General features: G+C 64.7%; 19 protein-coding genes. 8 read left to right on the top strand and 11 right to left on the bottom strand.

The window, feature by feature from the left end:
* Window positions 1-2: 2 nt before the first annotated feature.
* From CLU93_RS23655 to CLU93_RS23625, 7 genes are all read left to right on the top strand, one after another.
* Window positions 3-365 (top strand): STAS domain-containing protein, encoded by a 363-nt coding sequence (locus tag CLU93_RS23655; protein ID WP_099763575.1) that lies wholly within the window; start codon window positions 3-5, stop codon window positions 363-365.
* Window positions 362-811 carry an ATP-binding protein gene (locus tag CLU93_RS23650; RefSeq protein ID WP_099764569.1) on the top strand — a complete coding sequence of 150 codons (450 nt, stop codon included), beginning with the start codon at window positions 362-364 and terminating at the stop codon, window positions 809-811. The genes CLU93_RS23655 and CLU93_RS23650 overlap by 4 nt, the downstream gene beginning before the upstream one ends.
* Complete coding sequence (locus tag CLU93_RS23645; RefSeq protein WP_257225072.1) at window positions 808-1,893, top strand: ATP-binding SpoIIE family protein phosphatase; 1,086 nt, start codon at window positions 808-810, stop codon at window positions 1,891-1,893. Before CLU93_RS23650 ends, CLU93_RS23645 begins: the two co-directional genes overlap by 4 nt.
* Window positions 1,890-3,713, top strand: coding sequence for an ATP-binding protein (locus CLU93_RS23640; RefSeq protein WP_099763573.1), 1,824 nt, complete (start codon window positions 1,890-1,892; stop codon window positions 3,711-3,713). Before CLU93_RS23645 ends, CLU93_RS23640 begins: the two co-directional genes overlap by 4 nt.
* Complete coding sequence (locus tag CLU93_RS23635) at window positions 3,700-5,214, top strand: ATP-binding response regulator (RefSeq protein ID WP_099764568.1); 1,515 nt, start codon at window positions 3,700-3,702, stop codon at window positions 5,212-5,214. The genes CLU93_RS23640 and CLU93_RS23635 overlap by 14 nt, the downstream gene beginning before the upstream one ends.
* Window positions 5,215-5,342: 128 nt before the next feature.
* Entirely contained in the window at window positions 5,343-6,161 is an 819-nt protein-coding gene (locus CLU93_RS23630) for a substrate-binding periplasmic protein (protein WP_133250772.1), read from the top strand.
* A 1-nt stretch (window position 6,162) separates the two neighbouring features.
* Window positions 6,163-7,290, top strand: coding sequence for a metallophosphoesterase (locus CLU93_RS23625; protein ID WP_099763571.1), 1,128 nt, complete (start codon window positions 6,163-6,165; stop codon window positions 7,288-7,290).
* A gap of 41 nt (window positions 7,291-7,331) precedes the next feature.
* On the opposite strand, the gene CLU93_RS23620 is transcribed toward CLU93_RS23625, so the two are convergent.
* The 4 genes from CLU93_RS23620 to CLU93_RS23605 form a co-directional block, all read right to left on the bottom strand.
* Window positions 7,332-8,030: a hypothetical protein gene (locus tag CLU93_RS23620; RefSeq protein ID WP_099763570.1), complete on the bottom strand. Its 699-nt coding sequence runs from the start codon at window positions 8,028-8,030 to the stop codon at window positions 7,332-7,334.
* A gap of 29 nt (window positions 8,031-8,059) precedes the next feature.
* Window positions 8,060-10,015: a hypothetical protein gene (locus CLU93_RS23615; RefSeq protein WP_143451796.1), complete on the bottom strand. Its 1,956-nt coding sequence runs from the start codon at window positions 10,013-10,015 to the stop codon at window positions 8,060-8,062.
* Between the two features lie 11 nt (window positions 10,016-10,026).
* Window positions 10,027-12,219, bottom strand: a complete 2,193-nt coding sequence (locus CLU93_RS23610; protein ID WP_143451795.1) for a sugar kinase — start codon at window positions 12,217-12,219, stop codon at window positions 10,027-10,029.
* Window positions 12,220-12,641: 422 nt separating this feature from the next.
* Window positions 12,642-13,574 (bottom strand): LysR family transcriptional regulator, encoded by a 933-nt coding sequence (locus CLU93_RS23605; protein ID WP_099763567.1) that lies wholly within the window; start codon window positions 13,572-13,574, stop codon window positions 12,642-12,644.
* A 123-nt stretch (window positions 13,575-13,697) separates the two neighbouring features.
* On the opposite strand from CLU93_RS23605, the gene CLU93_RS23600 reads away from it, so the two are divergent.
* Window positions 13,698-14,465, top strand: coding sequence for an SDR family oxidoreductase (locus CLU93_RS23600; protein ID WP_099763566.1), 768 nt, complete (start codon window positions 13,698-13,700; stop codon window positions 14,463-14,465).
* A gap of 51 nt (window positions 14,466-14,516) precedes the next feature.
* On the opposite strand, the gene CLU93_RS23595 is transcribed toward CLU93_RS23600, so the two are convergent.
* From CLU93_RS23595 to CLU93_RS23565, 7 genes are all read right to left on the bottom strand, one after another.
* Complete coding sequence (locus CLU93_RS23595) at window positions 14,517-15,920, bottom strand: c-type cytochrome (protein ID WP_099763565.1); 1,404 nt, start codon at window positions 15,918-15,920, stop codon at window positions 14,517-14,519.
* Window positions 15,917-17,527, bottom strand: coding sequence for a GMC family oxidoreductase (locus CLU93_RS23590; protein ID WP_099763564.1), 1,611 nt, complete (start codon window positions 17,525-17,527; stop codon window positions 15,917-15,919). The genes CLU93_RS23595 and CLU93_RS23590 overlap by 4 nt, the downstream gene beginning before the upstream one ends.
* Window positions 17,528-17,536: 9 nt before the next feature.
* Window positions 17,537-18,061, bottom strand: coding sequence for a sorbitol dehydrogenase family protein (locus CLU93_RS23585; RefSeq protein ID WP_257225071.1), 525 nt, complete (start codon window positions 18,059-18,061; stop codon window positions 17,537-17,539).
* Between the two features lie 28 nt (window positions 18,062-18,089).
* A complete protein-coding gene (locus CLU93_RS23580; protein ID WP_257225070.1) occupies window positions 18,090-19,256 on the bottom strand; it encodes a porin in 1,167 nt (388 codons plus the stop codon).
* Between the two features lie 331 nt (window positions 19,257-19,587).
* Complete coding sequence (gene hpaR / locus CLU93_RS23575) at window positions 19,588-20,043, bottom strand: homoprotocatechuate degradation operon regulator HpaR (protein ID WP_257225069.1); 456 nt, start codon at window positions 20,041-20,043, stop codon at window positions 19,588-19,590.
* Between the two features lie 85 nt (window positions 20,044-20,128).
* Window positions 20,129-21,088, bottom strand: coding sequence for a DMT family transporter (locus tag CLU93_RS23570; RefSeq protein ID WP_099763561.1), 960 nt, complete (start codon window positions 21,086-21,088; stop codon window positions 20,129-20,131).
* Between the two features lie 71 nt (window positions 21,089-21,159).
* Window positions 21,160-22,968: a DUF885 domain-containing protein gene (locus CLU93_RS23565; RefSeq protein ID WP_218968353.1), complete on the bottom strand. Its 1,809-nt coding sequence runs from the start codon at window positions 22,966-22,968 to the stop codon at window positions 21,160-21,162.
* Window positions 22,969-23,057: the final 89 nt, after the last annotated feature.

The raw sequence follows: 23,057 nt of genomic DNA, 5'->3' as shown, positions 1-23,057 counted from the left end.
CTATGGAGAGAATCCCCATTTTACGCATGGGCCGGCTGCTGCTGGTGACGATCCAGGTGGACATGCACGACCGCCTGGCGATGACCTTGCAGGACGACCTGACCACGCGCATCGTGACGGACCGCGCGACGGGCGTGCTGATCGACATTTCCGCGCTCGACATCGTCGATTCCTTCATCGGCCGCATGATCAGCAACACGGCGGCGATGGCGAAAATCCTCGACGCGCGCACCGTCGTCGTCGGCATGCAGCCGGCCGTCGCCATCACGCTGGTGGAACTGGGCCTGACCCTGGAAGGCGTGAGCACGGCGCTGAACGTGGAACGGGGCATCAAGCTGCTGGAACGGGACGGCGCATGCGCATGACGGGGGGCGCCGTGCTGGGCGCGCAGGCGCAGGCGGGGGTGCAACAGGTGCAGCAGATCCTGCCCCTGCACAGCGACGAAGACGTCGTGCGGCTGCGCAAGCAGGTGCGCGACAGCATGGTCGCCATGGGTTTTGGCCTGATCGAACAGACCAAGATCATCACGGCGGCGAGCGAACTGGCGCGCAACACCCTGCGCTACGGCGGCGGCGGCGAAGCGCGCATCGCGCGCGTCTGCGATGGCGCGCGCCAGGGACTGGAACTGCGCTTTGTCGACACGGGACCGGGCATCGACGATATTGCCCTGGCGCTGACCGATGGCTATACCAGCGGCGGCGGACTGGGACTGGGGCTGGGCGGCGCCAAGCGCCTGGCCGACGCCTTTCACATCGACACGGTGCCCGGCGCGGGCACCACCGTCACCATCGCGAAATGGAAGCTGTTTTGAACCACATCGAGCAAGCCCCTGACATTGCCAGGCAACGCAGTTTCCCCATCGGCGAACCGAGCGAGATCGCCGCGGCTCGCCGCGCCGGCAACGAACTGGCGCGCCGCATCGGTTTCGACGACGTGCGCACGGGCCAGCTGGCCATCATCATCAGCGAAGCGGCCACCAACATCGTCAAGCACGCGCAGCGCGGCGAAATCCTGCTGCGCAAGGTGCTGCGCGGCGGCACCAGCGGCATCGAAGTGCTGGCCATCGACAACGGTCCCGGCATGGCGAATGTGCGCCAGCACATGCAGGATGGCCATTCCACCACGGGCACCTACGGCGTGGGCCTGGGCGCGATACGCCGCCTGAGCCAGGAATTCGACCTGTACACGGCACCCGGCAAGGGTACCGTGCTGATGGCGGTGGTGTGGGGGCCGAACGCCAGCAGCGCCGTTCCCGCCCATCCGAACTGGCAAATCGGCGCCGTGTGCCTGCCGCTGGCCTCGGAACAGGTGTGCGGCGACGCCTGGAACGTCGTGTGCGAAGGCCATGAACTGAGCTTGCTGGTGGCCGATGGCCTGGGCCACGGCCCGCTGGCGGCGCGCGCCTCGGAATGCGCCAGCGCGCTGCTGGAACACGCCACGCCGGGACTGCCGCCCCTGCCCGCCCCCTTCATCGCACTGGCCCACGGCGCCCTGCGCACCACGCGCGGCGCGGCCCTGGCGGTGGCGCACATCGACAGCGCGCGGCGCGAACTGCGCTATGCGGGCGTGGGCAATATCGCCGCCTGCGCCTTCGACGCGCAGCAGCGCCGGCATCTGCTGTCGCATAACGGCATCGTCGGCAGCAATCTGCGCAAGGTGCAGGAATTCTGCCATGCGTGGCAGCCGGGCACGACCTTGATCATGCATAGCGACGGCCTGCACACGCGCTGGGACCTGGAACGCTATCCGGGCCTGGCGCAATGCCACCCCAGCCTGGTCGCCGCCGTGCTGTACCGCGATTTTGCGCGCGGACGCGACGACGTCACGGTGGTGGTGCTGCGCGAACATGAGGAGCACCGGCATGCCGGTGCGGAAAGGAACGACACGCCATGACACAACGCATATTGACGGCGCATATCGGCAGCGAACTCGATGTGGTGGGCGCACGCCAGCGCGCGCGGCAGATCGCCGCCCTGTGCGGCTTCGGCGTGCAGGACCAGGTGCGCATCGCCACGGCCGTATCGGAACTGGCGCGCAACGTCTACAACTACGCCGGCAGCGGCAAGGTGCACTTCGCCATCGATGGCCAGACGGCGCCGCAGCTACTCAGCATCCGCATCGAAGACCAGGGCCCCGGCATCGCGCAGCTCGACCAGATACTGGCCGGCACCTACCGTTCACCCACGGGCATGGGCCTGGGCATCCTGGGCGCGCAGCGCCTGATGGACCGCTGCCATATCCACAGCACGCCGGGCGACGGCACGCAGATCACGCTACAAAAACTGTTCCCGCGCGACGCACCCCTGCTCGACGGCAGCATGATCGGCGCGCTGTCCGGCAGCCTGCAGGCGCTGCCCTCGGATATCACGCTGTCCGAAGTGCAGCAGCAGAACCGCGAGCTGCTCGCCACCCTGGCCGAACTGAAGACGCGCCAGGACGATTTACTACAGCTGACGCGCGAACTGGAAGACACCAACCGGGGCGTGGTGGCGCTGTTTGCGGAACTCGATGAAAAAGCCGACCACCTGCGCCGCGCCGACCAGATGAAATCGCGCTTCCTGTCGAACATGAGTCATGAATTTCGCACGCCGCTCAGCTCCATCCGCGCCCTGTCCAAGCTGCTGCTCGACCGCATCGATGGCGAGCTGTCCGAGGAGCAGGAAAAGCAGGTGCTGTTCATCTTGCAAAGCGCCGTCAGCCTGAGCGACCTGGTCAACGACTTGCTGGACCTGGCCAAGATCGAGGCGGGCAAGGTCGACGTGCACGCCAACAGTTTCCAGGTGGCCGACCTGTTCAGCGCCCTGCGCGGCATGCTGCGCCCGCTGCTGGTGTCCGAGTCGCTCACCTTGACCTTCATCGACCCCGATCCGGCGCTGCAGATACATACGGATGAAGGCAAGCTGTCGCAAATCCTGCGCAACTTCATCGCCAACGCCCTCAAGTTCACCGAGGCCGGCGCCATCGTCGTCAGCGCCACGCCCTTGCCGCAGCAGGACGCCATCCGCTTTTCCGTCTCCGACACGGGCCTGGGCATCGCCGCCGAAGACGTGCAGCTGATCTTCGAGGAATTCAGCCAGGTGGAAAATCACCTGCAGCGCAAGGTCAAAGGCACGGGCCTGGGCCTGCCCCTGTGCCGCAACCTGGCCACCTTGCTCAATGGCACGGTGGCCGTCGAAAGCACGCCGGGCCAGGGGTCGCTGTTTTCCGTCATCCTGCCCACCAGCTACCATGCGCCCGAAGGCAGCCTGCCGCCGAGCGCGCCGGCCAACGACAACGGCAACGACCAGCGCATCGGCGTGCTGGTGGTGGAAGACAATCCGCCCATCCGCCTGCTGTATGAAAAATTTTTGGCCGGCAGCGAATTTCGCGTCGTTCCCGCGCGCAGCGTGCGCGAGGCGCAGGAACGCTGGGAACAGCAGCGCCCCGCCGCCGTCATCCTCGACATCCTGCTGCACGGCGAAACGGCCTGGCACTGGCTGGCCGAGCTGAAAAACGACCCGCTGCGGCGCCAGGTGCCCGTCATCGTCGCCACCGAGATCGACGACGTGCGCAAGGGCCTGGCCCTGGGCGCCGACGCCTACTACGTCAAGCCGCTGTCGCGCCAGCAATTGCTGGCGACCCTGCGCGCACTGATCGGCAACCAACATCACCGGCAAGAGCCGCTTCCGCCGCAAGGCACAACCACCTGGGACAATGCGCATGCTACCGGATAACAATAGCGATGCTCTGATCCTCAACGTCGATGACAGCGACGGCGCCCGCTACGCCAAGTCGCGCATCCTCCAACGCGCCGGCTTCAAGGTCATCGAAGCGTCGAACGGCGGCGACGCGCTGCTGCGCGCCCGCCAGGACCGCCCCAACCTGATCCTGCTCGACGTCAAGCTGCCCGACATCAACGGCCTGGAAGTGTGCCGCCAGTTGAAGGGCGGCGCCGAAACGAACACCATCCTGGTGCTGCAGACGTCGGCCTCGTGCATCGGCACGGCCGACAAGATCCGCGCCCTCGACGGCGGCGCCGACAATTACCTGGTCGAACCGATCGAGGCAGATGAACTGATCGCCAACGTCAAGGCGCTGCTGCGCCTGGGACGGGTCGAGCGCGCACTGCGCGACGTGGACCGCCGCAAGGATGAATTCCTGGCCACCCTGGCGCACGAACTGCGCAACCCGCTGGGCCCCATCCGCACGGCGCTGGCCTTGCTGTGCAAGCTCGACCCCGTCGTGCCGGCCGTGCAGGACAATGCGCGCCGCACCATCGGCCGCCATACGGACCACCTGGTGCGCCTGGTGGACGACCTGCTCGACGTGTCGCGCATTTCACAGGGCAAGATCTCGCTGCAATGGGAAAGCGTGAGCCTGGCCAGCGTCATGCGCAGCGCGTTGGAAACGAGTTCGCACAGCGTCGAGACGCGCGGCCATGCACTCGATGTGCACCTGCCGCAGGAAGAACTGTGGGTCTGCGGCGACGCCGTGCGCCTGTCGCAGATCGTCGCCAACCTGCTGCTGAACGCGGCCAAGTTCACGGCGCCGGGCGGACGCATCGCCATTTCCGCCGTGCGCGAAGGTGACAACGTGCGCATACGCCTCTGCGACAACGGCATCGGCATCGCCGCCGCCAGCATCGACAGCATCTTCGGCCTGTTCGAGCAAAGCGGCCACGCGCCCGACCGGGTGCAGGATGGCCTGGGCATCGGCCTGTCGCTGGTACGCAAGCTGGTGACCTTGCACGGCGGCCAGGTCAGCGTGAGCAGCCCCGGCGTAGGACTGGGCAGCACCTTCGAAGTCATCTTGCCGCTCGACGCCAACGTGCCGCTGCCGGCCGCGCCGGCGCCGCAGGCGGCCAGTGGCGCCAGCCAGCGCATCCTCGTCGTCGACGACAACTGCGATGCGGCCGACACCCTGGCCGAACTGCTGGAAATGTACGGCCACACGGTGCGCACCGCCTACACGGGCGCGCAAGCGACCGAGCGCACCGTGGAATTCAAGCCCGACATCATCTTTCTCGACATCGGCCTGCCCGACATGAGCGGCTACGAGGTGGCCGTCCAATTGCGCCAGTTGCCGATCCCGCAGCAATTCCTGCTCGTCGCGCTGACCGGCTATGGCCAGGAACACGACCGCCAGGCGGCCCTGCAAGCCGGCTTCAACGAGCACTTCGCCAAGCCCGTCGATTTCGGCAAGCTGGCCATGCTGGGGCTGCATATCGCATCATGACGCTGGACTGGCTGCGCAATTGGTCATTTACATAACGCGTCGACTATAATCGGCAGTGCGAAACGCGACTGTTTCGGGCCAACCGGGATGAACAATTGCAGCAAAAAACGATAGGTAATGGCGCTGCTGTGCCTTTTTCCACATGGCTGCGCCCCCGTGCCTGGCTGGCCGCCTTTGCCGCCACGGCCTTGCTGGCAATGCCGGCCAGCAAGGCCGTGGCGGCCAGCACCGAAGCAGGATTACCAGGCAGGCTGGTTTGCCATGACGACCTCTTCGCACCCTACTTCATGCAGAATCAAGGCCGCATCGAGGGATTGAACGTCGATGTGCTGCGCGAGGCGGCAGCCCGCCTGGGCATCGCCATTGAATTTCGCGCCATGCCATGGCGCCGGCTCGAAAGTGAGCTGGCCAGGCCGCAGGGCACGGTCGATTGCGCCTTCGCCATGAGCCGCACGCCGGCACGCGAGCAGTACCTGGAATTTGGCAAGGTACCGCTGCAGCCGACCGAGTACGCGCTGTTCGTGCGGCAGGCCGACACGCTGCCGGCCGTGGGCAAGCTGGACGACCTGGCTGGCAAAGTGATCGGCGTGCGCGGTGGATTTCGCCTGCCCGAAGCCATCGCCGCCGGCGTGGCGCAGGGCCGCTGGAGCATCGCCGACGTACCGACGGATGCCGCCAACTTCCAGAAACTGGCGCTGCGCCGCATCGATGCCGTGCTGGCGGACGGCGTCGTCGGCCAGTACACGGTCAAACAGTTGAAACTGCAAGGCATCGTCCGCGTGGCGCCGCCACTGGCCCGCTTCGACACCTATATCGTGTTTCGCAAGAATACAGGCTCGCCCGCGCTGGCCGCCGCCTTCGACCGCGTATTCCGGCGCATGCGCCAGGATGGCAGTTTCACGCGCATCACTTCCGCCTATCTGGGCGCCCCACTTCTGGAACCTTGACATGACAACCCGCACGCCGCTGCTGCGCATCACCATGATCCTGGGCGCCCTGCACGCCCTGCTGGGCTGGCTGCTGCTGCCTGCGCTTCCCATCGGCGTGGCCGGCTGGCTGCTGGGTGGCGCCGTCTTGCTGGCATCGACCATGCTCATGCCGATGACCATCTTCGCGCGCGCCGTCACGGGCGATGCGCGCCTGGCCGACCGTTTGAGCTGGGCCGGTTCGCTGTGCATGGGCTTTTTTTCCTCGCTGTTCGTGCTCACCGTGCTGCGCGAGCTGCTGATGCTGATTCCCGCCACCCGCCCGCACGCGCAAGCGTCCGCCGTGGCGGCCCTGGCCCTGGCGCTGCTGGCCAGCGTCGTCGGCTTCATCAACGCCCGCCGTGTGGCGCGCGTGCGCGAAGTCGACGTGCCGATCGCCGGCCTGCCGGCCGCCCTGCACGGTTTTAGCATCGTGCAACTGAGCGACATCCACGTGGGCGCCACCATCCAGCGCGCCTACGTGGAAGCCATCGTCGCGCGCGCCAACGGCCTGCAGGCGGACCTGATCGCCATCACGGGCGACGTGGTCGACGGCACGGTGGCGCAACTGGGCAGCCACACGGCGCCACTGGGCGAGCTGCGCGCGCGCCACGGCGTCTTCCTCGTCACGGGCAACCACGAATACTATTCGGGCGCGACGCCCTGGGTGGCGGAATTTCGCCGCCTGGGCTTGCGCGTGCTGATGAACGAACATGCGGTGCTGGAACACGACGGCGCGCGCCTGGCGCTGGCCGGCGTCACCGATTTCAATGCAGCCGCCTTCGATCCGGCGCAGAAGAGCGACCCGCAAGCGGCCATCGCCGGCGCACCGGCCGATATCCCCCGCATCCTGCTGGCGCACCAGCCGCGCAGCGCGCCCGAGGCCGAAGCGGCCGGCTACGACCTGCAATTGTCGGGCCACACGCACGGGGGACAATTCTGGCCATGGAATCTGTTCGTGCCGCTGCAGCAGCCGTATGTGGCAGGCCTGCACCGGCGTGGCCGATTGTGGATTTACGTCAGCCGCGGCACCGGTTACTGGGGACCGCCGAAACGCATCGGCGCGCCGGCGGAGATTACGCGGCTCAGGCTGGTGGCGCACAGCGGTTGAGCAGGCCTGGAGCATGGCCAGTTTCTCTATCGCTGCGGCAGTCAGACCCTCCCGGCAAACATGGCAATTCCGGCGGCACAGCCTGCGCTGGCCACGACCAGGGTGGCAATCAGCCAACGCCGCACAGATTGTGTTGAGGACGCCAACTGCTCCGTCCATTTTCTGGCCCACGCCTCCTGCTGCATCGCCAGCGCGGTCAATTGCATTTGCTGCTCGGCAAACGCCAATTGCATCTGCGCCACGGACTGCACCAGCGGCGCCACCTCGGCTTCGTTGCGGCGGGCAACCTCCATGAGCGATGCCGCCACATGCGTGCCCAGCTCATGGCGCTGCTGCGCCATCATTTCATGCAACTGAATGAAGGATTGCTTGTCGGACTCACCTTGCTGCACCAGTTGTCCCGACAATTTCTCCACCGAGTCGCGGTGGGCAGTCACCGTGCCCTGTTCCAGCGTATTCTGGACCTGATGCAGCATGGGTTGCAACGACAGGCGAATTTCGCGCGGCGTCTCTTCGGCCAGCGATTTGAGCGAGCGAATCTGCGTGAGCGCGTCATCCGCACTCATATTGGTGCCCTGGATAATGGCCTGTAAATCTTCCAGCATCGATTCAAACTGGTTCAGCCGTTTGTCCAGCTCGCGGACCGACTTCGTAACAGGCGCCAGCGGTTCCTGCATTACTTTTTGCAATAGTTCCTGAAATTCGTGTTCCTGGCGGGCGATATCGTGTTGATTGTTCATGGCCTTGGTCAATATGAAGTAAAAGTAAATTAAATGGCGGAGGGTTCGATGTGCAGCAGGACTTGCTTGCGTACGTCCACAAGACGCACGGCAGCCAGCAAGCCCAGAAAGCCGGTGACGCGGTTGCCGGCGGTGCAGATCGCCTGTCGCCGCTGTTCCAGCTCAGCGACATATTCCGCGTCGAGCAGCGACGCAAAGCGGCGGCTCTCCACCAGGTCGTTTTCCATCCGCTGTTCAAACAGCTCGCGCGCCTGCGTGTGCTGTGCCAGTTTCTCCTCCAGCAGCTTGATCGGCGCGATGCCGCCGTCGGCAAGCCGCTGAAAGTCGTCGCGTTTGTAGCGTTGCTCCTCCAGCTCCTCCAGCAGGCGTTCCCGCCAGGCATGCGCGGCGGCCAGCCAGCGTTTGCGGGCAAGCGCCTTGAGTTCCGTCTGGACCTCGTCGATACAGCGCTTGAAGGTCCTGAGATCCCTGGCATAGTCGCTGCCCTCGCCGGTGCTCCAGTATTTGTCCACCCAGTAGGCATTGAGGGTGGAGAGGAAGCTGCTGAACGCATCGTCCAGTATGTCGTCGCTGCCGCTGGCGCCATCATTCAACTCCACACGGCGCCAGAACGGCTTTGTACCTGACATCCGTGCCGTGTCGGGATGGCTGGCCAGCATGGCCTGCTTCATGGACGACTTCGCGCGCCGGATCACTGCCTTGAAGCCCTCGACGCTTTCGTATGGATCGCCAGGCGCCGTCGTGGCAAAAACGAAATGCCGCGCTATGTCTTTCGACAACGCCTCGTCCGTCAATGCTTCCTGCGCCTGCGCCAGGCTGGCGCATTGTTTGCCGATATTCTCGGCCGCCAGTTGCGCCTGCCCTTGTTCGTGCTGCGCCCGCTCCAGCACCGCTTGCAGCGCCTCGCTCTCGGCACCCAGCACTTCCTGGCGTTTTTTCTTCACCCTGGCAATCACCATGTGCGCATCGACGGCAACGCGCAGACGCGCCAATGGCGTGGTCGACGCCTGTATATCGCTCAGCAACTGCTGCTTGAGTGTCAGCATCATCGGCTGTACCCGCGCATACAGAAGGGGCTCGGCTTCGCGGGCATCGAGCCACGACTGCCCGAACTCGAGCGGGAAAAAGTTCGCCGCGCGCTTGACATCCTCACTCAGCGGTATCGAGCGTTCAATCTGTTCGACCAGGCGCCGCCGGTACAGTGGCACTTCGGCCTCGCCCGCATGCTCGCGCACCATGTCGCGCACCGACTGCGCCGTGAAGGAATACGTGGTGACAATCCGAAAACGCCGCGGCGCGCTTTGCCAGTCTTCGATGCCCGGCAACGTCAGGCCGCCCCCCTGCAGGAACGACAAGTCATCACCGCGCCCCACCAGCAGGATCAGATCGGCCAGCGGCACGTATTTGCGGGCCATCGCATGTACATGCTCCTGCTCTGCCGCGTTTGCCGGTTTGTCGCCGGGAAGATCGAGCATGCGCACGCCCGACTGCGCGACATCGGCATCAAAGCATTCCAGCGGGACGAACACGACGCATGGCCCATGCGCGACCAGTTGGCGCATTTCCATCGCCGTTCGCAACCGGCCAAGTTCCGCCTCCATGGCCAGGTCATCGTCGTACCATGCGGTGGCTGTTTCATTGACTTTCAGTCCCCAGCGCTGATCCGGCGAACGGCGGTATTCCATCGTGGTGGCGGTGGCCGATTGTCCGGCCGCGCGTCCACCCCGCAAGACCCGCGCCACGCGCGGCATCTGCGTCGCCAGCACCCCCATCAACTCCATCAGCAAGGTGGTTTTGCCGACCTGAGTCTTGCCGAAAACGACCACGTAGGCTTCCGCCTGCTGATCCTTGCTGGCCAGGCGGTCACGGATTTCAGGGCTCAGCGATTCAGCAAAGCGCGTATATGCCCGGAAGGCCCAGTCCAGCCGCTCCTGGTCATGCTGTGCCCATGCCGCGCGCACGCCGGACGCTTGCGCCGGCGCCAAGCTGCCCCGGCTCACGCGGCCGCATCCGCATGGAACAGCGCCATCGTATGTCCGGACCGGCCCAGTTCGAACAGCAGGTCACGCTGCAGCGAGCGAACATCGGCCAGGGCCTTCGCCAGGCGGTCTTTTTCCATCAGCGCTTCATCCAGGCGGTAGCGCGCGCGCAATGACTGTTCCAGCCGGCCCCGCATCTGGCCCATCATCTGATTGAAATGATGGATGAAATGCTTGTGGTGGTGTGCCTGTATGCTCTGCAACATCGATTGCGACACGAGCCGTGCCTTCTCGTCATGGATGCGCGTGGCCTGCATGGCGGAATACGCCAGATACCCCACCGCCACTGCGCCGACCACGGCGGCGCCAACGCCGCCGATGGCGGCACCGGCCGCCGCCGTGCCGCCCGTACCGGTGCCGGCAGCCGCGGCCGAGGCGGACGCCGGATTGAACATGCTCATCAGCGCAGGGATCACATCGACATCGCCATCGCTGAGCACATCGACGGCAAAGACGGTGGCAATGCTGCGCAAGACCGTCTTGCCCAAGGTCACGCCGTCGCCCAATTGCTGCACCGCCTTTTTCATCATGTCGGCTTGATCGGACGCCTCTGCCGCCTTCAATTCCGGCGTCAGGCCCACCAGCGCGGGCATCATGCTGGCCAGCCGCGCATATTCCAGCGTCAGCGCCGGCAAGAGCTTGATCGCGCTGACGACATCCTTGGTCACCAGCTGGGCCTGCCCCTCTGGCGCCCCCTTCACGCCCAAAATCACCCGCAGATTTTGCTGGTCGTCCTCGTCCGGACGCCGCCAGGCAATCACTTGCTGCTTTGCATCGACATAGCCCAGTTTTTGCATCGGTGTCGCATCGCTTCCGTGCGCGATGGCGAGCACTTGCTGGCCCTGCTCACCGCGCAGTTTCTTCTGCGTCAGCCCGCCGATCATGTCGGTGTGCTTTTCCAGCACGTTGGCCTGGCCGCCCCACGATGCGCTTACGCTCTGCGCTATGTGCTGGTGGCTTTGCGTGGCCGTTCTGGCGAAGTCCTTGATTTTGTTGACCACACCCTCGTGATCGCTGATCAAGCTGCCTTCGAGCGTCTTCCAGGCCGCACCCAGATGCGCTTGCAGCAATTGATCGACGCCTACCAGATAGTCCTCGCGCAAGCTATCCCTGGCCTCGTCGAAGGCCTCCAGATAGCTGCGCACTGCCTGCAAGCCCTCCTTGCCGCTCTCACGCTCATGAAAGAGCAGCTTGGTTTTATTGTGCACCAGTCCCAGCACCGAGGTCAGGTCACGGCTCAGCACCCCTGCCAGACGGCTCAGTTGCGCCTTGCGGTCGCCGCCGCCCGAGCAGGACAGGTCCTGGATCGCCTTGGTCAAAGCTGGCAGCCAGTCTTGACGATAGTTCTGGTCATCCGCGCCGACGCAAATGATTCTGGTCCCGGCCAAGTCGGCTGGCACCTTGAACACATGGGCGGCCGTATCGCGCAACGCCTGCAGGCGCTCCGGCTTGCCGCGCGCGGCCTCCGTTTTACTGATCACCACCAGGGTTTGCGCGCCACCCAGTTCGCCTTGCAGCATGTCGGTGACGATGTCGACCTGCTGCTGGTTGGCCATGCGCGTCTCGTCCGTGACGACGATGCAGCCGACCGCACCGACCAGGGCCTGGCGCATCAGTTCCTGCCATGATTTATTCTCGCGGTCCTGCGTCTCGTAGCCAGGCAGCAGCAGCCAGGCCTGGTTCGCCCGGTTGAAATAGCGTTGCGGCACCTTCAGCACGGGCAGCAGCACGTCCATTTCCGGGTCGCATACGGCTTTCTGGAAGGTGGCGACATCGACGTCGTCCTCCACCAGCATGTATTGCCCGTCCTGCTTGCGCAGGCAGCGCAGCGCGCCCTGCACCTCGGTGTGCGACACATCTTCCAGCACCAGCACGGGCAGCTTCTCGCCCCGGCCTTCGTTGGGCTGCAACCATTGCGCCGACTCGCCATCGAGCGCATACAGCGAGCGCAGCAGTGTAGTTTTTCCCGCCCCTTGCGAGCCGCCGATCGCCAGGATCGACGTCGTGCCCAGCACTTCGGCAAGCAACAGGCGGCGCATGATCAGCGGCATGTCGGTGCGCAGGCGCTCGTCGTCAATCAACTGACTGGCGCCATGCAATTCGCGTAAGGCAGCGTTCAAATCTTGCAGCAAAATTTCAGGAGAATGCATCGTGAGGACTTTCTATCGACAACGGTTTAAATAACTGCGCTCCAGGCGATGTTGATCCCATACCTATAGTCGCGCGGCAAGCGCATGCGGCGATTCGTGGATGAGATCTGTCAGGAATGGACGGCACAGACAAAAACTTTCTTTTCGGAATGTTTTCATCTTACACAAGCGTAGCGACAGATCGTGTCGCCACCACCCGCCATGTCATGTTATTTATGAAAAGAAAGTATATTTACAACAATGTGGCGGCTAGCGCTAGCGAGAATGGCCATAACCATGTAGTAGAACAGCTATCAACACCTACTGCGCGTCGTAATTTGCGGTCTGTGATGCTTACTGCCTCGGCGGCCCCGTACTTCGTACAGTTGCGCCTCTCGAGCCAACGGGGGCACCGAGCCTTCCTTCCGCTCGCTACGATTTTGTCAGGTGTTGTAATCGGGCCGTATCTGCGCGGCGAAATCGCGCTGGCGGAATTGCTCCAGCAAAAAATCGACGAAGACGCGCGTCTTCGCGGGCAGCAGCTTCTTGCTGGCATAGTACACGGACAGGGGACCGGAATCGGCATGCCAGCCGGGCAGCAAGCGGATCAACGCTCCGCTGCGCAAGTGGGTCAGCGCGTGCGGCATGGGCAGCAGCGCTACGCCGACTCCCATGACGGCCGCCTGCGCCATCGCGTCCGGGTCGTCGAAGATGGCGCGCGGGCGGGATTCGGCCACGCCTTCGCCGCCCTGCCCGTCACGCAGTATCCAGCTGCGCAATCTGCCGCTGCCGGCCGAGCGGCGTGCCACGCCGTCGAAGTGCGCCAGATCCGACGGGTGCATGGGCATGGTTTTACCTTGCATGAAGGCGGGCGACGCCGTGGCGACGACGTGGACGTGGCCCAGTTCGCGCGCCACCACGCCCGGCGTCAGCTCGATGCCGCCGCCGATGGCGACATCGAACCCTTCGCCGATCAAGTCCACTTGCCGGTTGTCGAAATGGCAGTCGGGGACCACGCCCGGGTAGCGGGCGATGAAGTCGCCCAGCAGGGGCACCACGTAGCTGCGCCCGAACGACGGCGCCATGCTGATTTTCAATATGCCGGCCGGCTGGCCGCCCTCTTCGGCCACGCCGGCGATCGCTTCACGCAGGGTGGACAGGGCGCCGCCTATCTGCTGCAGGAAACGCTCGCCGCCTTCCGTCAGGGTCAATCGCCGCGTGCTGCGCTGGAACAAGCGCAATCCCAGGCTCGCTTCCAGCCGCGCCACGTTCTTGCTGACGGCCGCCGGCGTCAGCCCCAGACGGCGCGCAGCCGCCGAAAAGCTGCCCAGTTCGGCAGACAGCACAAACGATTGCAAGTGATTGAGGGCGTCCATGCGCCTATTTTACCCCCTCATTTGATACTGATGGTTGAAAGTGATTGTAGCGATTCATGGCTAGCGCGCTGGCAATGGAAAGCAGATACTGGTTTCCTCGACTCCTCACACAGAAAGCCCATCATGCAAACCCAAGCCACCAGCAACACCTCTTTACCACTGCAAAACAAGATCGCGTTTGTGACGGGCGGCTCGCGCGGCATCGGCGCGGCCATCGTGCGCCGCCTGGCCAGCCAGGGCGCCAATGTCGTCTTCACGTATAAAAGCTCCGCCGCCGAAGCGCAGGCGCTGGCCGCCACGGTGGAAACAGCCGGCGGCAAGGCGCTGGGCGTGCAGGCCGATGCGGCCGACGCCGCAGCCCTGACGGCGGCCATCGACAAGGTGGCGGCGCAGTTTGGCCGTATCGATATCCTCGTCAACAACGCGGGTGTGTTCCTGCCCGGCGCCATCGACGATTTTTCGCTGGCAGACTTCGACAAGACCTTGAACGTCAACGTGCGCGCCGTGTTCGTCGCCATCAAGGCGGCCGTGGCGCACATGCAGACGGGCGGGCGCATCATCAATATCGGCAGCACGAATGCGCACCGCATGCCGTTCGGCGGCGCGGCCGCCTACGCCATGAGCAAATCGGCGCTGATCGGCCTGACGCAAGGCCTGTCGCGCGACCTGGGGCCGCGCGGCATCACCATCAACAATGTGGAACCTGGCCCAGTCGCCACCGACATGAACCCGCCGACCGGCGACTTCGCCGACCTGATGCACGGCCTGATGGCCCTGCCCCGCCACGGCACGGCCGATGAAATCGCCGGCATGGTCGCCTACCTGGCCAGCGCGGAAGCGGCGTTCGTCACGGGCGCCGGGCTGAAGATCGACGGTGGTTTTGCGGCGTAAAAAAAAAGGGGTCAGACCCTTTGGGTCAGACCCCAGCCTCCGCTTCAGGGCTTACACCGCCTTGCGCCGCCGTCCCCGCCACCACAGCAGCAGTGCCAGCAGCACCAGCACGCCGACGATGATGGCCGCGCGGGCCAGGCCGATCAGGTTCGAGGCAGGACCGCCATTGCGCAAGGTCGTCACCTGCTCCGCCGTCACCTTGACAGCGGGATTGCCGTACATCGTCTGCACGTAATTGCCGAGGGTGACGATCTGCTCGTCCGACAGGGTCTGGCGGAAGGCGGGCATCAGATGTCCCGCAGTATGATTACCCTTGCCGTCCTGCCGCTCCACGCCATCGAGTATCGCCATCACCAGGTTGTTGCTGTTGCTGCGGCCCGTCACCGAGTTATGGAACAACGGCGGCAGGCTGCCGTCGAAACTGCCCTCGCCCCTGGCCTGGTGGCAGCTGGCGCACTGCGCATCGTACAGCTGCGCGCCCGACATCCTGTTCAGGTTTTGCGGCAGCGGCACGCCACGAATGGCATTCAGCTCGTCGCCAGCCTTGCCCCATTGCGTCACCGGTTTCACGTCCGCCTTGTCGCGGATGGCGGGCACGCTCTTGACATAGTGCGCGATGGCGTTCAAGTCCGCGTCGCTCAGGTGCTTCAGGCTATAGTCGATGGCTTCGGCCATCGGTCCGGCCGCCTGCGCCTTGTTGGCCGCGCGGCCCGTGCGCAGGTAGCCGGCCAGCTCCTGCTGGCTCCAGCTGCCGATGCCGCTGTTGACGTCCGAGGTGATGTTCGGCGCGTACCAGGTACCCAGGTCCGCGCCGCCCAGTTCCTTCGACAATTGCTCGGCCATCAGCGCATTGCGCGGCGTGTGGCACGTTGTGCAATGGGCCAGGCCTTGCGCCAGGTAGGCACCGCGGTTCCACTCCATGCTTTTCGACGCATCGGCCACGAACGGTTTTTTATCGAGGAAGAGCCTATTCCAGAGCGCCATCGACAGGCGGATGTTGAACGGGAACGGCAAGTCCGTCTTTTGCGCCGGCGCCGTATCGACCGCCGCCACGCCATGCATGAAGTAGGCGTACAGGGAGGCCGTGTCGTCATCCGTCACCTTGGCGTAGGCCGTGTAGGGCATGGCCGGGTAGAGGTGCGCGCCGTCAGCCCGCACGCCGTGGCGCACGGCGTCGGAGAACTGCGCCAGCGTGTAGTTGCCGATGCCATGCGTTGTCGATGGCGTGATGTTGGTGGCAACGATGGCGCCCAATGGCGTGGCCAGGGCCAGCCCGCCCGCCATCGGTTTGCCGCCCGGCACGCTATGGCAGGCGATGCAGTCTCCCGCCGTGGCCAGGTAGCGGCCACGTTCGATCGCCTGCACGTCTGCGCCAGGAGCTTGCGCCGCCAGCACCGGCAAGGCCATGAGGGATAACAAAGCGGCGCCGGCCGCCAGCCGGAAGGTCGCCATCATGCTGTTCCTCCCTGTTGTTCGTCAAGGATATGCTTGACGGTGCGCAAAGCCACCGCCAGACCGTTTTCCGTCGAATTGCAGGTGCCGGACGTAGGCAGCACGCCGGTGCTGCACAAGAACAGGTTGGCGTGGTCGAAGGTGCGGCCCCACTGGTCGCACACGGCCTTGGCCGGATCGGAACCCATCGACAAGGTGCCGCAGATGTGCTGGTTGTTGGCGAACACGCCTTCCTTGCTGTGGCGCAGATTGGTGCCGCCCATCAGCTTGGCGATGTGCTCGAAATCCTGCTTCGAGCGCTCGTGGCCGCGCTTGGTGTACTCGTCGATCGCATAATGCGCCTGCGGCTTGGGGATGCCCATGGCATCCTTTTCGCTGCTGAGGGCAATGCGGTTTTCCGGGTTCGGCAGCACTTCCAGCACGTTTTTCAGGCTCATTTCGCGCGCCGAGCGGAAACGCAGCTGCTGTTCGAATTCGGCGCCAAAGACGCCCTTGCCGATCAATTCCTTCGAGGCCCCGTCGACTCTCGAAATGTTCGTGAAGTCCAGACGGTATGGCGAATGCTGGCTGCGGAAGTCGCCGTCGCGCATAGTGTTGATGGAGTTGGGGCTTTGCGGGCCCCGGCCCAGCCACAGGTCTTCATCGGCGTCGAAGGTGATCGAGGTGCTCGGGTGGTCCATCAGGTTGCGGCCCACCATGTCGCTGCTGTTGGCCAGGCCATTCGGGTATTTGTCCGAGGCGGAAACGAGCAGCAAACGGGGGCTTTCGATGCCGTTGGCCGCCAGGATGAAGGTCCTGGCCGTGACCCGGTGGCTGTTCTTGTCGACGTCGTAATACAGCGCGGCCGTGATGCGGCCCTGCGCGTCGTGTTCCAGCTTGTAGACGTTGGCATTGCAGACGATCTTGACGCCCGCGTCTTCCGCCTGCTGCGCGGCGATGCCGCCGTGATATTGCGCGTCGATGGGGCAGATCGGCTGGCAGCTGTTGTTGCCGCAGCAGGCCGGACGGCCATCGTAGCTGACGCTGTTGCGCGCCACCGTATTGCCCACCACTTTGTACGCGGGGTCGAGGCGCTCGCGGATGCGGCGCATGGCGTACGGCTCCGTCACCGGATCCATCGGGAAGGCCTGCTTGCGCGGCGAACCCGTATTGTCGGCACCCGAGACGCCCATGATGTCTTCCGCTTCCTGGTAAAACGGTTCCAGGTCTTCATAGCTGATCGGCCAGTCGACGCCCACGCCATACAGGGTATGGATGCGGAAGTCGTTCGGCACATTACGCCACGCCTGCGCGGCCCAGTGCCACGAAGTGCCGCCGAACTGGCGGATGTATTCGGCCGGATACGGATACGGGCCGGCCTGCACCAGATGGCCGTTATCCTTCGGCTGGTAGATCGGGTGCGGCGCCGTGGCCACCGACGGATACGGCGACATCCAGTCGCTGCGGCGCGTCGTGTTGCGGAAACGGGCGACGATTTCGCCGCGCGACACGCGCGGGCCCGCTTCCAGGATCAGCACCGAGGCGCCCGCCAGCGCCAGCTTGCGCGCGGCCAGGGAGCCGATGATGCCGGAGCCGATGACGAGGTAATCGGCGGAGAGTTCTTCAGCCATGATGGCTCCTTAAATTGGTTTTCTGGCCCAGCTGCCGTAGGCGCCGTAGGAATACGTGGGGGGCTTGAGCACGTCGGCCACGACGGCCGCGTTCAGCGCCTGCTCGTAGGCGACGCAGACGGCCGCCTCGCCCGTGCCGACGATGCCCAGGTACCAGGCGCTGGCGATCTGACGCGGCAAGGCCGCCAGCGGCGCCTGGGCCGGGTCGAGCGCGTCGAGCGCTTCCTGCAAGCCGGCCGCCTGCAGACCCTGCGCATTGATCAGCTTCAGCAGCGCGCGCACCTTGGCGGGAAAGGCGGCGTCCTGCGCCACCAGCGCGTCATACAGGCGCCTGGCCAGCACGGGGTCGAGCACCTGGCGCCCGACCAGCATGGCCGACACGCCGAGGAAGGCGCCCTGCTCCGCACTGGCGACCGGTTCGGCCAGCGCCCAGGGAATCAGCGCCGCGGCCGAAGCCGACAGCAAGCCGGCCAGCACCATGCGGCGGCCGGGATTGAGAGGGCCGCGGCCCTCCTTATTGTGTATAGCGTCCAATTGAAGCTCCCGTGAGTTCAGCAACCGTTCAGAAAGAATGCTTGAGACCGACCATCACCACCGTCTGCCCGCCGTTCGACGATGGCGTGCCGTTTTGCGAATCGCCGACCGAGGCGACGGCATCGATGATGGCGCCGCCCTGGCCCAGGGTCTGGCCGCGCGCCAGCTGGCGCGCTTCGATCAGGTAGATGGCCGTGCGCTTGGACAGCGCATAATTCTGTTCGAACGACAGCTGGCGGTAGCGCGCGCGGTCCGACACGCCGTTGGCACGGCTGGCGAAAGTATCGCTGTAGCCGGCGGACAGGAACCACTGCGGCGTCAGCTGGTAGCTCGATATCAGGCCGGCCGTGTTGAAGATGGCCGTATCGCGAAAGGCCGAGCGGCTGCCCGCCTGGTATTGCACATTGCTGGCATTGGCGCCCACCATCCACTTGCCCATGGTGTAGCGCGCGCTGGCGGCGATGAATTCGATGCTTTCGGCCGAGGCGTAGCCCTGGTTGATGGCGGAGATGCCGAAGCTGGCCGAGGCGTTGTCGCTCCAGCCGGCGCCATGCTGTCCATTTTTCAGTTTCAGATAGCCGAGCGCGAATTCGGCCGGCGAGGTGCTGTACTTGACGGCGGCGCTGAAGCTGCTGCCCGCGGCATTGCCGTCGGCCGCTTCACCAAAACCGTATTGCGCGCTCGCCTGCAGGCCGCGCCATGCGGGCATGCTGTAGGTGACGGAATTGCTGATGCGCACGGTCGTATCGAGGCCGTCGATATCGCCCGGGTGAGCGCCGGTGGCGCCCGTCAAAACGTTGCTCGACGCCAGCGAACCCACCAGCAGGTAGTAAGGCGTGTACTGGCGGCCGGCCGTCAGGGTGCCGTAGGCGTTCGATTGCAGGCCCACGTAGGCCTGGCGGTTGAACAGGGAGCTGGCCGAACTCTGCGCGCCCGTATCGCTTTCAAAGCCGTTTTCCAGCAGGAACAGCGCCTTCAGGTCAGCGCCCAGGTCTTCCACGCCCTGGAAACCGATCTTGCTGGCGGACAAACTGCCACTGCGCATGTAAGTATTCGAATTGCCGCCCTGGTTGCTCGCGTAGGCGGTAGCCGCATCGACCACGCCGTAAATGGTGACATTGCTTTGGGCGCAAACGTTTGCGCCGATGAGCGTGGAAACGGCCAGCGCCGCAGCGCGCATGCATGGTGTGTTCATTTTTTCCTGACTTTCCTGTTTTGTTGTACGCCAGACAAGCATTGCCGCCGCGATGGCGCAATACCGGCTGTGGCGCCGCGTCGCCGCCCCATCCAGCGAGCGGGAATCCGCTGTTCTTCTTGACCTGGATCAAGTGGGGCAAATTATACGCTTATTTACTCACATGTAAGTAATTGACTGTTGGGCGTAGTCTTATAGCAAAACTGGCAGGCGCGCGGACGCAAGCCCGGCAGGATGCGGGAAAATGCGAAACAGGCATGAGAAAAGCAGCGGCGGCGCGTGTTGAAAAACACGCGCCCGATGAATGCTCAGGCAAGGAGAGGTTTGGGGTTCAGCGCAGGATGGCGGGCGCCACCGGCAGGGTTTCGAGGGCAATAAAAGCTTCCAGCGCGCGGCGCATGTCTTCGAACACTTGCTTGCCGTAGGCTGTTTCCAGGTGGGCATATTGCAGGTCGATGAGTTTACCCATCTGCAGCAGCAAACTGGCGCCCGCTTCCGACAGGTGCACCTTGCGGCGGCGCTGGTCGCCTTCGAACTTGCTGCGCCCGATCAAGCCGATTTCTTCCATGCGCGCCAGGATGCCGCTCATGCTGGGACTGGAAATCTGGCAGATATTGCACAGCTCGCGCGGTTCCAGCGTGGGGCTTTCGTTCAGCGCGCGCATGATGCGCCACTGCTGCTCCGTCACGCCGAAGTGATTCAGGATGGGGCGGAAATGCTGGAGCAGGCTGTCGCGGGCCTTCAGCAGCAACTGCGGCATGTTCGGATAACGGATCGGTAGCTGCAAGCGGAACTCCTGGGTGGCCAGCAAATGAACGTCATTATACGGCCCACCCCGTGCAAACGGCAGGCCCGCAACGATGTATTTTTCGCTACGTCCGCCCTGCCCCACGCCCTTCTCCCTCCTCCTGCGCGTGCCGCTGCACGGACCACAACACGCCCGCCGTCAGCAAGAGCATCGCCGCCCATTCCAGGGGGCGCGGCATGCGCTGCGCATACACAAATCCATACAGCAGCGCGAACAAGGTCTCCGACAGTATCAGCTGCCCCGACAGGGTGACCGGCACCAGGCGCGACGCCAGGTTCCACAGGTAGTTACCGACCACGGAAGCGCCCAGCGCCAGCAGCAGGCACACCAGCCAGTACCGGGGCCAGTCGCGCGCAGGCGCGTCATCGGCACCACTTGCCTGCTGCAGCGCCAGCATCACGGCGCCAACGATCAGGGCGATGACGCCGCTGGCCAGGCCATACAGCATGGCCCATTCCACCGAACTGAAATGCGCGTGGCGCTTGAGGAAGCGGGCATTATCGAGCGCATACCAGCTCCAGCAGGCGAGCGCGCCAATGGCGCACAGCACGCCGGCCAGCTTGTGCGCCAGGCTGGCGCCGCCTGCGCCGCCGGCATGGCTGAAAATATCGAGATTGATGCAGGCGATGCCCAGCGCTACCACCAGCAGCGGCAAGGCCAGTTGGCGCAGGGGCAGCGCGCCATGGTCCTTGCGGCCAAAAATCGTCACGCTCAGGGGCAGCAAGCCGATGATCAGCGAAGTGGCCGCCACGCCCGCCAGCTTGACGCCATACGCCAGCAGCAGGTAATACACGACATTGCCGGCCAGCGCCTGGCGCAGCATGGCCAGCCAGTCGCTACGCCGCAAGCGCCGCAGCAGGGGCAAGAGGCGCGGCAGCATCAGGCCGGCCGCCAGCGCGCCATAGCAGACGTAGCGGCCCACCATCAGCTCGAGCGGAGAAAAATCTGGCAGCAAGACCGGCACAATGAAAACGGCGCCCCAGAAGGCGCCGGCCAGCAAACCACATACGATCCCACGCCACATACAGCCACTCTCACGTCATCACTTGAAGGCGCCAGTATAGGGTATGCGGCGCAGCGCGGAGTGGCCCGTCGTCAGCCCTTCGCCTTGCGTTGCTCGGGGATGAAGTGTTCGCGCACGGCCTTGGCCAACAGGCCAGGCGGCAGCAAACCCTGGCCCAGCAGGAAGTTATTGAAGGCCAGGCGGTCGAATTTAGCACCCAGCGCCAGCTCCGTTTCCGCGCGCAATTGCAGGATGCGCGTATAGCCATAAAAATAGCTGCCCGCCTGGCCTGGCGCGTTGAAGGTATAGCGGTCCAATTCCTGGCGCGCCATCGCTTTCGACAGCATCACTTCGTCCGTCAGGATGCGTCCCGCCTCCTCGCGCGTGACTTGTCCCAGGTTCAGCATCGGGTCGAGCATGGCGCGCGCTGCGCGCAGCATGCGGAACTGCAGCGCGATGAACTGGCCTTCGGCCGGCTCGTAGGGGATCATCTCCGCTTCCGCGTACAGCGCCCAGCCTTCCACATTGACGCTGTTGAACGCGTACAGGCTGCGCGCCTGCGACACGCCCCGCTCCACCATCGCGCTGAACTGCAGCTCGTGGCCGGGACGGCCTTCGTGCGCGCTCAGGGTCCATGCGGCGCCCGCGAAATTGAAATCGTCATACGCTTCGCCCTTGCCGCTGGCGGCCGGATTGCTGACGGGGAGGACGAACTGGCCGTGCTCTCCCGTGTTGCCGATCAGCGGAGGCGGACGCATATGCGGTGCCGGCTGCGCTGCCGATTCGGCGGCGGACGCCAGGCGCATGGTCATGGCGCGCGCAGGGATATCGACCACGCGCTGCCGGGCGATGCGTTCTTCGAGCTGCGTATTGACGTCCTTGTAGTGCGCCTCGAGCTGCTCGTTCGGGATGGAATCGGCCTTCAGTGCGCGCAGCACCTGACGGTAATCCGAGCCGTCGACTCCCTTCAAGGCCAGCTTGGCCGCCACCACGGGCGCCAGCGCCTGCATGGCGGCACGCGTTTCCAGGTAGGCCACCTGCGCCCGTTCGACCAGCGCGCGCGGCTCGATGTCGATGCCCACCTGTTTCAGGCGGAACGCATACAGCTCGGGCGCCATGCGGAAATCCGTGCGCGACAGGGGCAGCACCACCTGCTTTTCCCACGCCGCATACGCGTTCAGCTGCTGTTCCATGGCCGCCAGCGCAGGTTCGGCGCCAGTGATTTTCATGTCGGCGAACAGCTTGCGGATGCCGGCGATATACGTTGGCACGTTTTCCAGCGACTGCTCCACCTGCAGGCGCACGGGTCCCGTCAGGCCAGGCTTGCCGATTTTTTCCGTGAAGCGCGCTTTGGCCTGCTGCGTGATCGGCGTGCTGCCCGGGAACTGGCCCACGTAGCGCTGCAGGCGCTCGAGCGCCTTGGCACGGCGCGCGGCCGGGCGCTGTTCCTGCAGCAAGCTTTGCATGCTGCCAAAAACCATTTGCGGCACATCGACCCACGGCAGGGTGTATTTGGCATCCAGCTGGGCGCCCATGATTTCCTGGTCGACGGCGTTCATCAGTATTTGCAGATCCTGGCGGATGCGTTCATCTTTCTCCGCCACCAGCTTTAGCTGCAATTGCGCGCGCGCCTTCTGCATGGCCGCCACCTGGCGTTCGACAATATTCGGCCCCAGGTCGGCGGCCAGTCCGTCGTACTGCGCCAGGCCCGTGTCGGAAGCGTTTTCGGGAGAAAACTGCGCCTGCGCCGCCAGCACGATGGCCGCGTTACGGTTGCTGGCCTCGACCCAGGCGGACGGCGCGCTGGCGGTGGCAGGGACGGCGGCCATGGCGGGCATGGCCAGCGCGGTTGCAAGCGCGGCGACTAGCACGGTCTTGCACAATTGCGGAGTGACGGACATCGGGGTTTCCTTCCTGGCAGAATCGGCGAACAAAACGGCGAACGAAGCGGCCAGTATCGGCGAGCGCAAGGGGACTGTCAATCGGACGG

The organism is Janthinobacterium sp. 35 (assembly GCF_002754575.1).
In the GTDB taxonomy this organism is placed as follows: Bacteria; Pseudomonadota; Gammaproteobacteria; order Burkholderiales; family Burkholderiaceae_D; genus Janthinobacterium; species Janthinobacterium tructae.
This window is presented reverse-complemented; position numbering and strand designations above follow the sequence as displayed.

Excerpts from the sequence above, each read along its gene's own strand:
- CLU93_RS23655 (WP_099763575.1), top strand. The coding sequence starts at position 3 with ATGGAGAGAATCCCCATTTTACGCATGGGCCGGCTGCTGCTGGTGACG.
- CLU93_RS23650 (WP_099764569.1), top strand. The coding sequence starts at position 362 with ATGACGGGGGGCGCCGTGCTGGGCGCGCAGGCGCAGGCGGGGGTGCAA.
- CLU93_RS23640 (WP_099763573.1), top strand. The coding sequence starts at position 1,890 with ATGACACAACGCATATTGACGGCGCATATCGGCAGCGAACTCGATGTG.
- CLU93_RS23635 (WP_099764568.1), top strand. The coding sequence starts at position 3,700 with ATGCTACCGGATAACAATAGCGATGCTCTGATCCTCAACGTCGATGAC.
- CLU93_RS23625 (WP_099763571.1), top strand. The coding sequence starts at position 6,163 with ATGACAACCCGCACGCCGCTGCTGCGCATCACCATGATCCTGGGCGCC.
- CLU93_RS23620 (WP_099763570.1), bottom strand. The coding sequence starts at position 8,030 with ATGAACAATCAACACGATATCGCCCGCCAGGAACACGAATTTCAGGAA.
- CLU93_RS23610 (WP_143451795.1), bottom strand. The coding sequence starts at position 12,219 with ATGCATTCTCCTGAAATTTTGCTGCAAGATTTGAACGCTGCCTTACGC.
- CLU93_RS23605 (WP_099763567.1), bottom strand. The coding sequence starts at position 13,574 with ATGGACGCCCTCAATCACTTGCAATCGTTTGTGCTGTCTGCCGAACTG.
- CLU93_RS23600 (WP_099763566.1), top strand. The coding sequence starts at position 13,698 with ATGCAAACCCAAGCCACCAGCAACACCTCTTTACCACTGCAAAACAAG.
- CLU93_RS23595 (WP_099763565.1), bottom strand. The coding sequence starts at position 15,920 with ATGATGGCGACCTTCCGGCTGGCGGCCGGCGCCGCTTTGTTATCCCTC.
- CLU93_RS23590 (WP_099763564.1), bottom strand. The coding sequence starts at position 17,527 with ATGGCTGAAGAACTCTCCGCCGATTACCTCGTCATCGGCTCCGGCATC.
- CLU93_RS23580 (WP_257225070.1), bottom strand. The coding sequence starts at position 19,256 with ATGAACACACCATGCATGCGCGCTGCGGCGCTGGCCGTTTCCACGCTC.
- CLU93_RS23570 (WP_099763561.1), bottom strand. The coding sequence starts at position 21,088 with ATGTGGCGTGGGATCGTATGTGGTTTGCTGGCCGGCGCCTTCTGGGGC.
- CLU93_RS23565 (WP_218968353.1), bottom strand. The coding sequence starts at position 22,968 with ATGTCCGTCACTCCGCAATTGTGCAAGACCGTGCTAGTCGCCGCGCTT.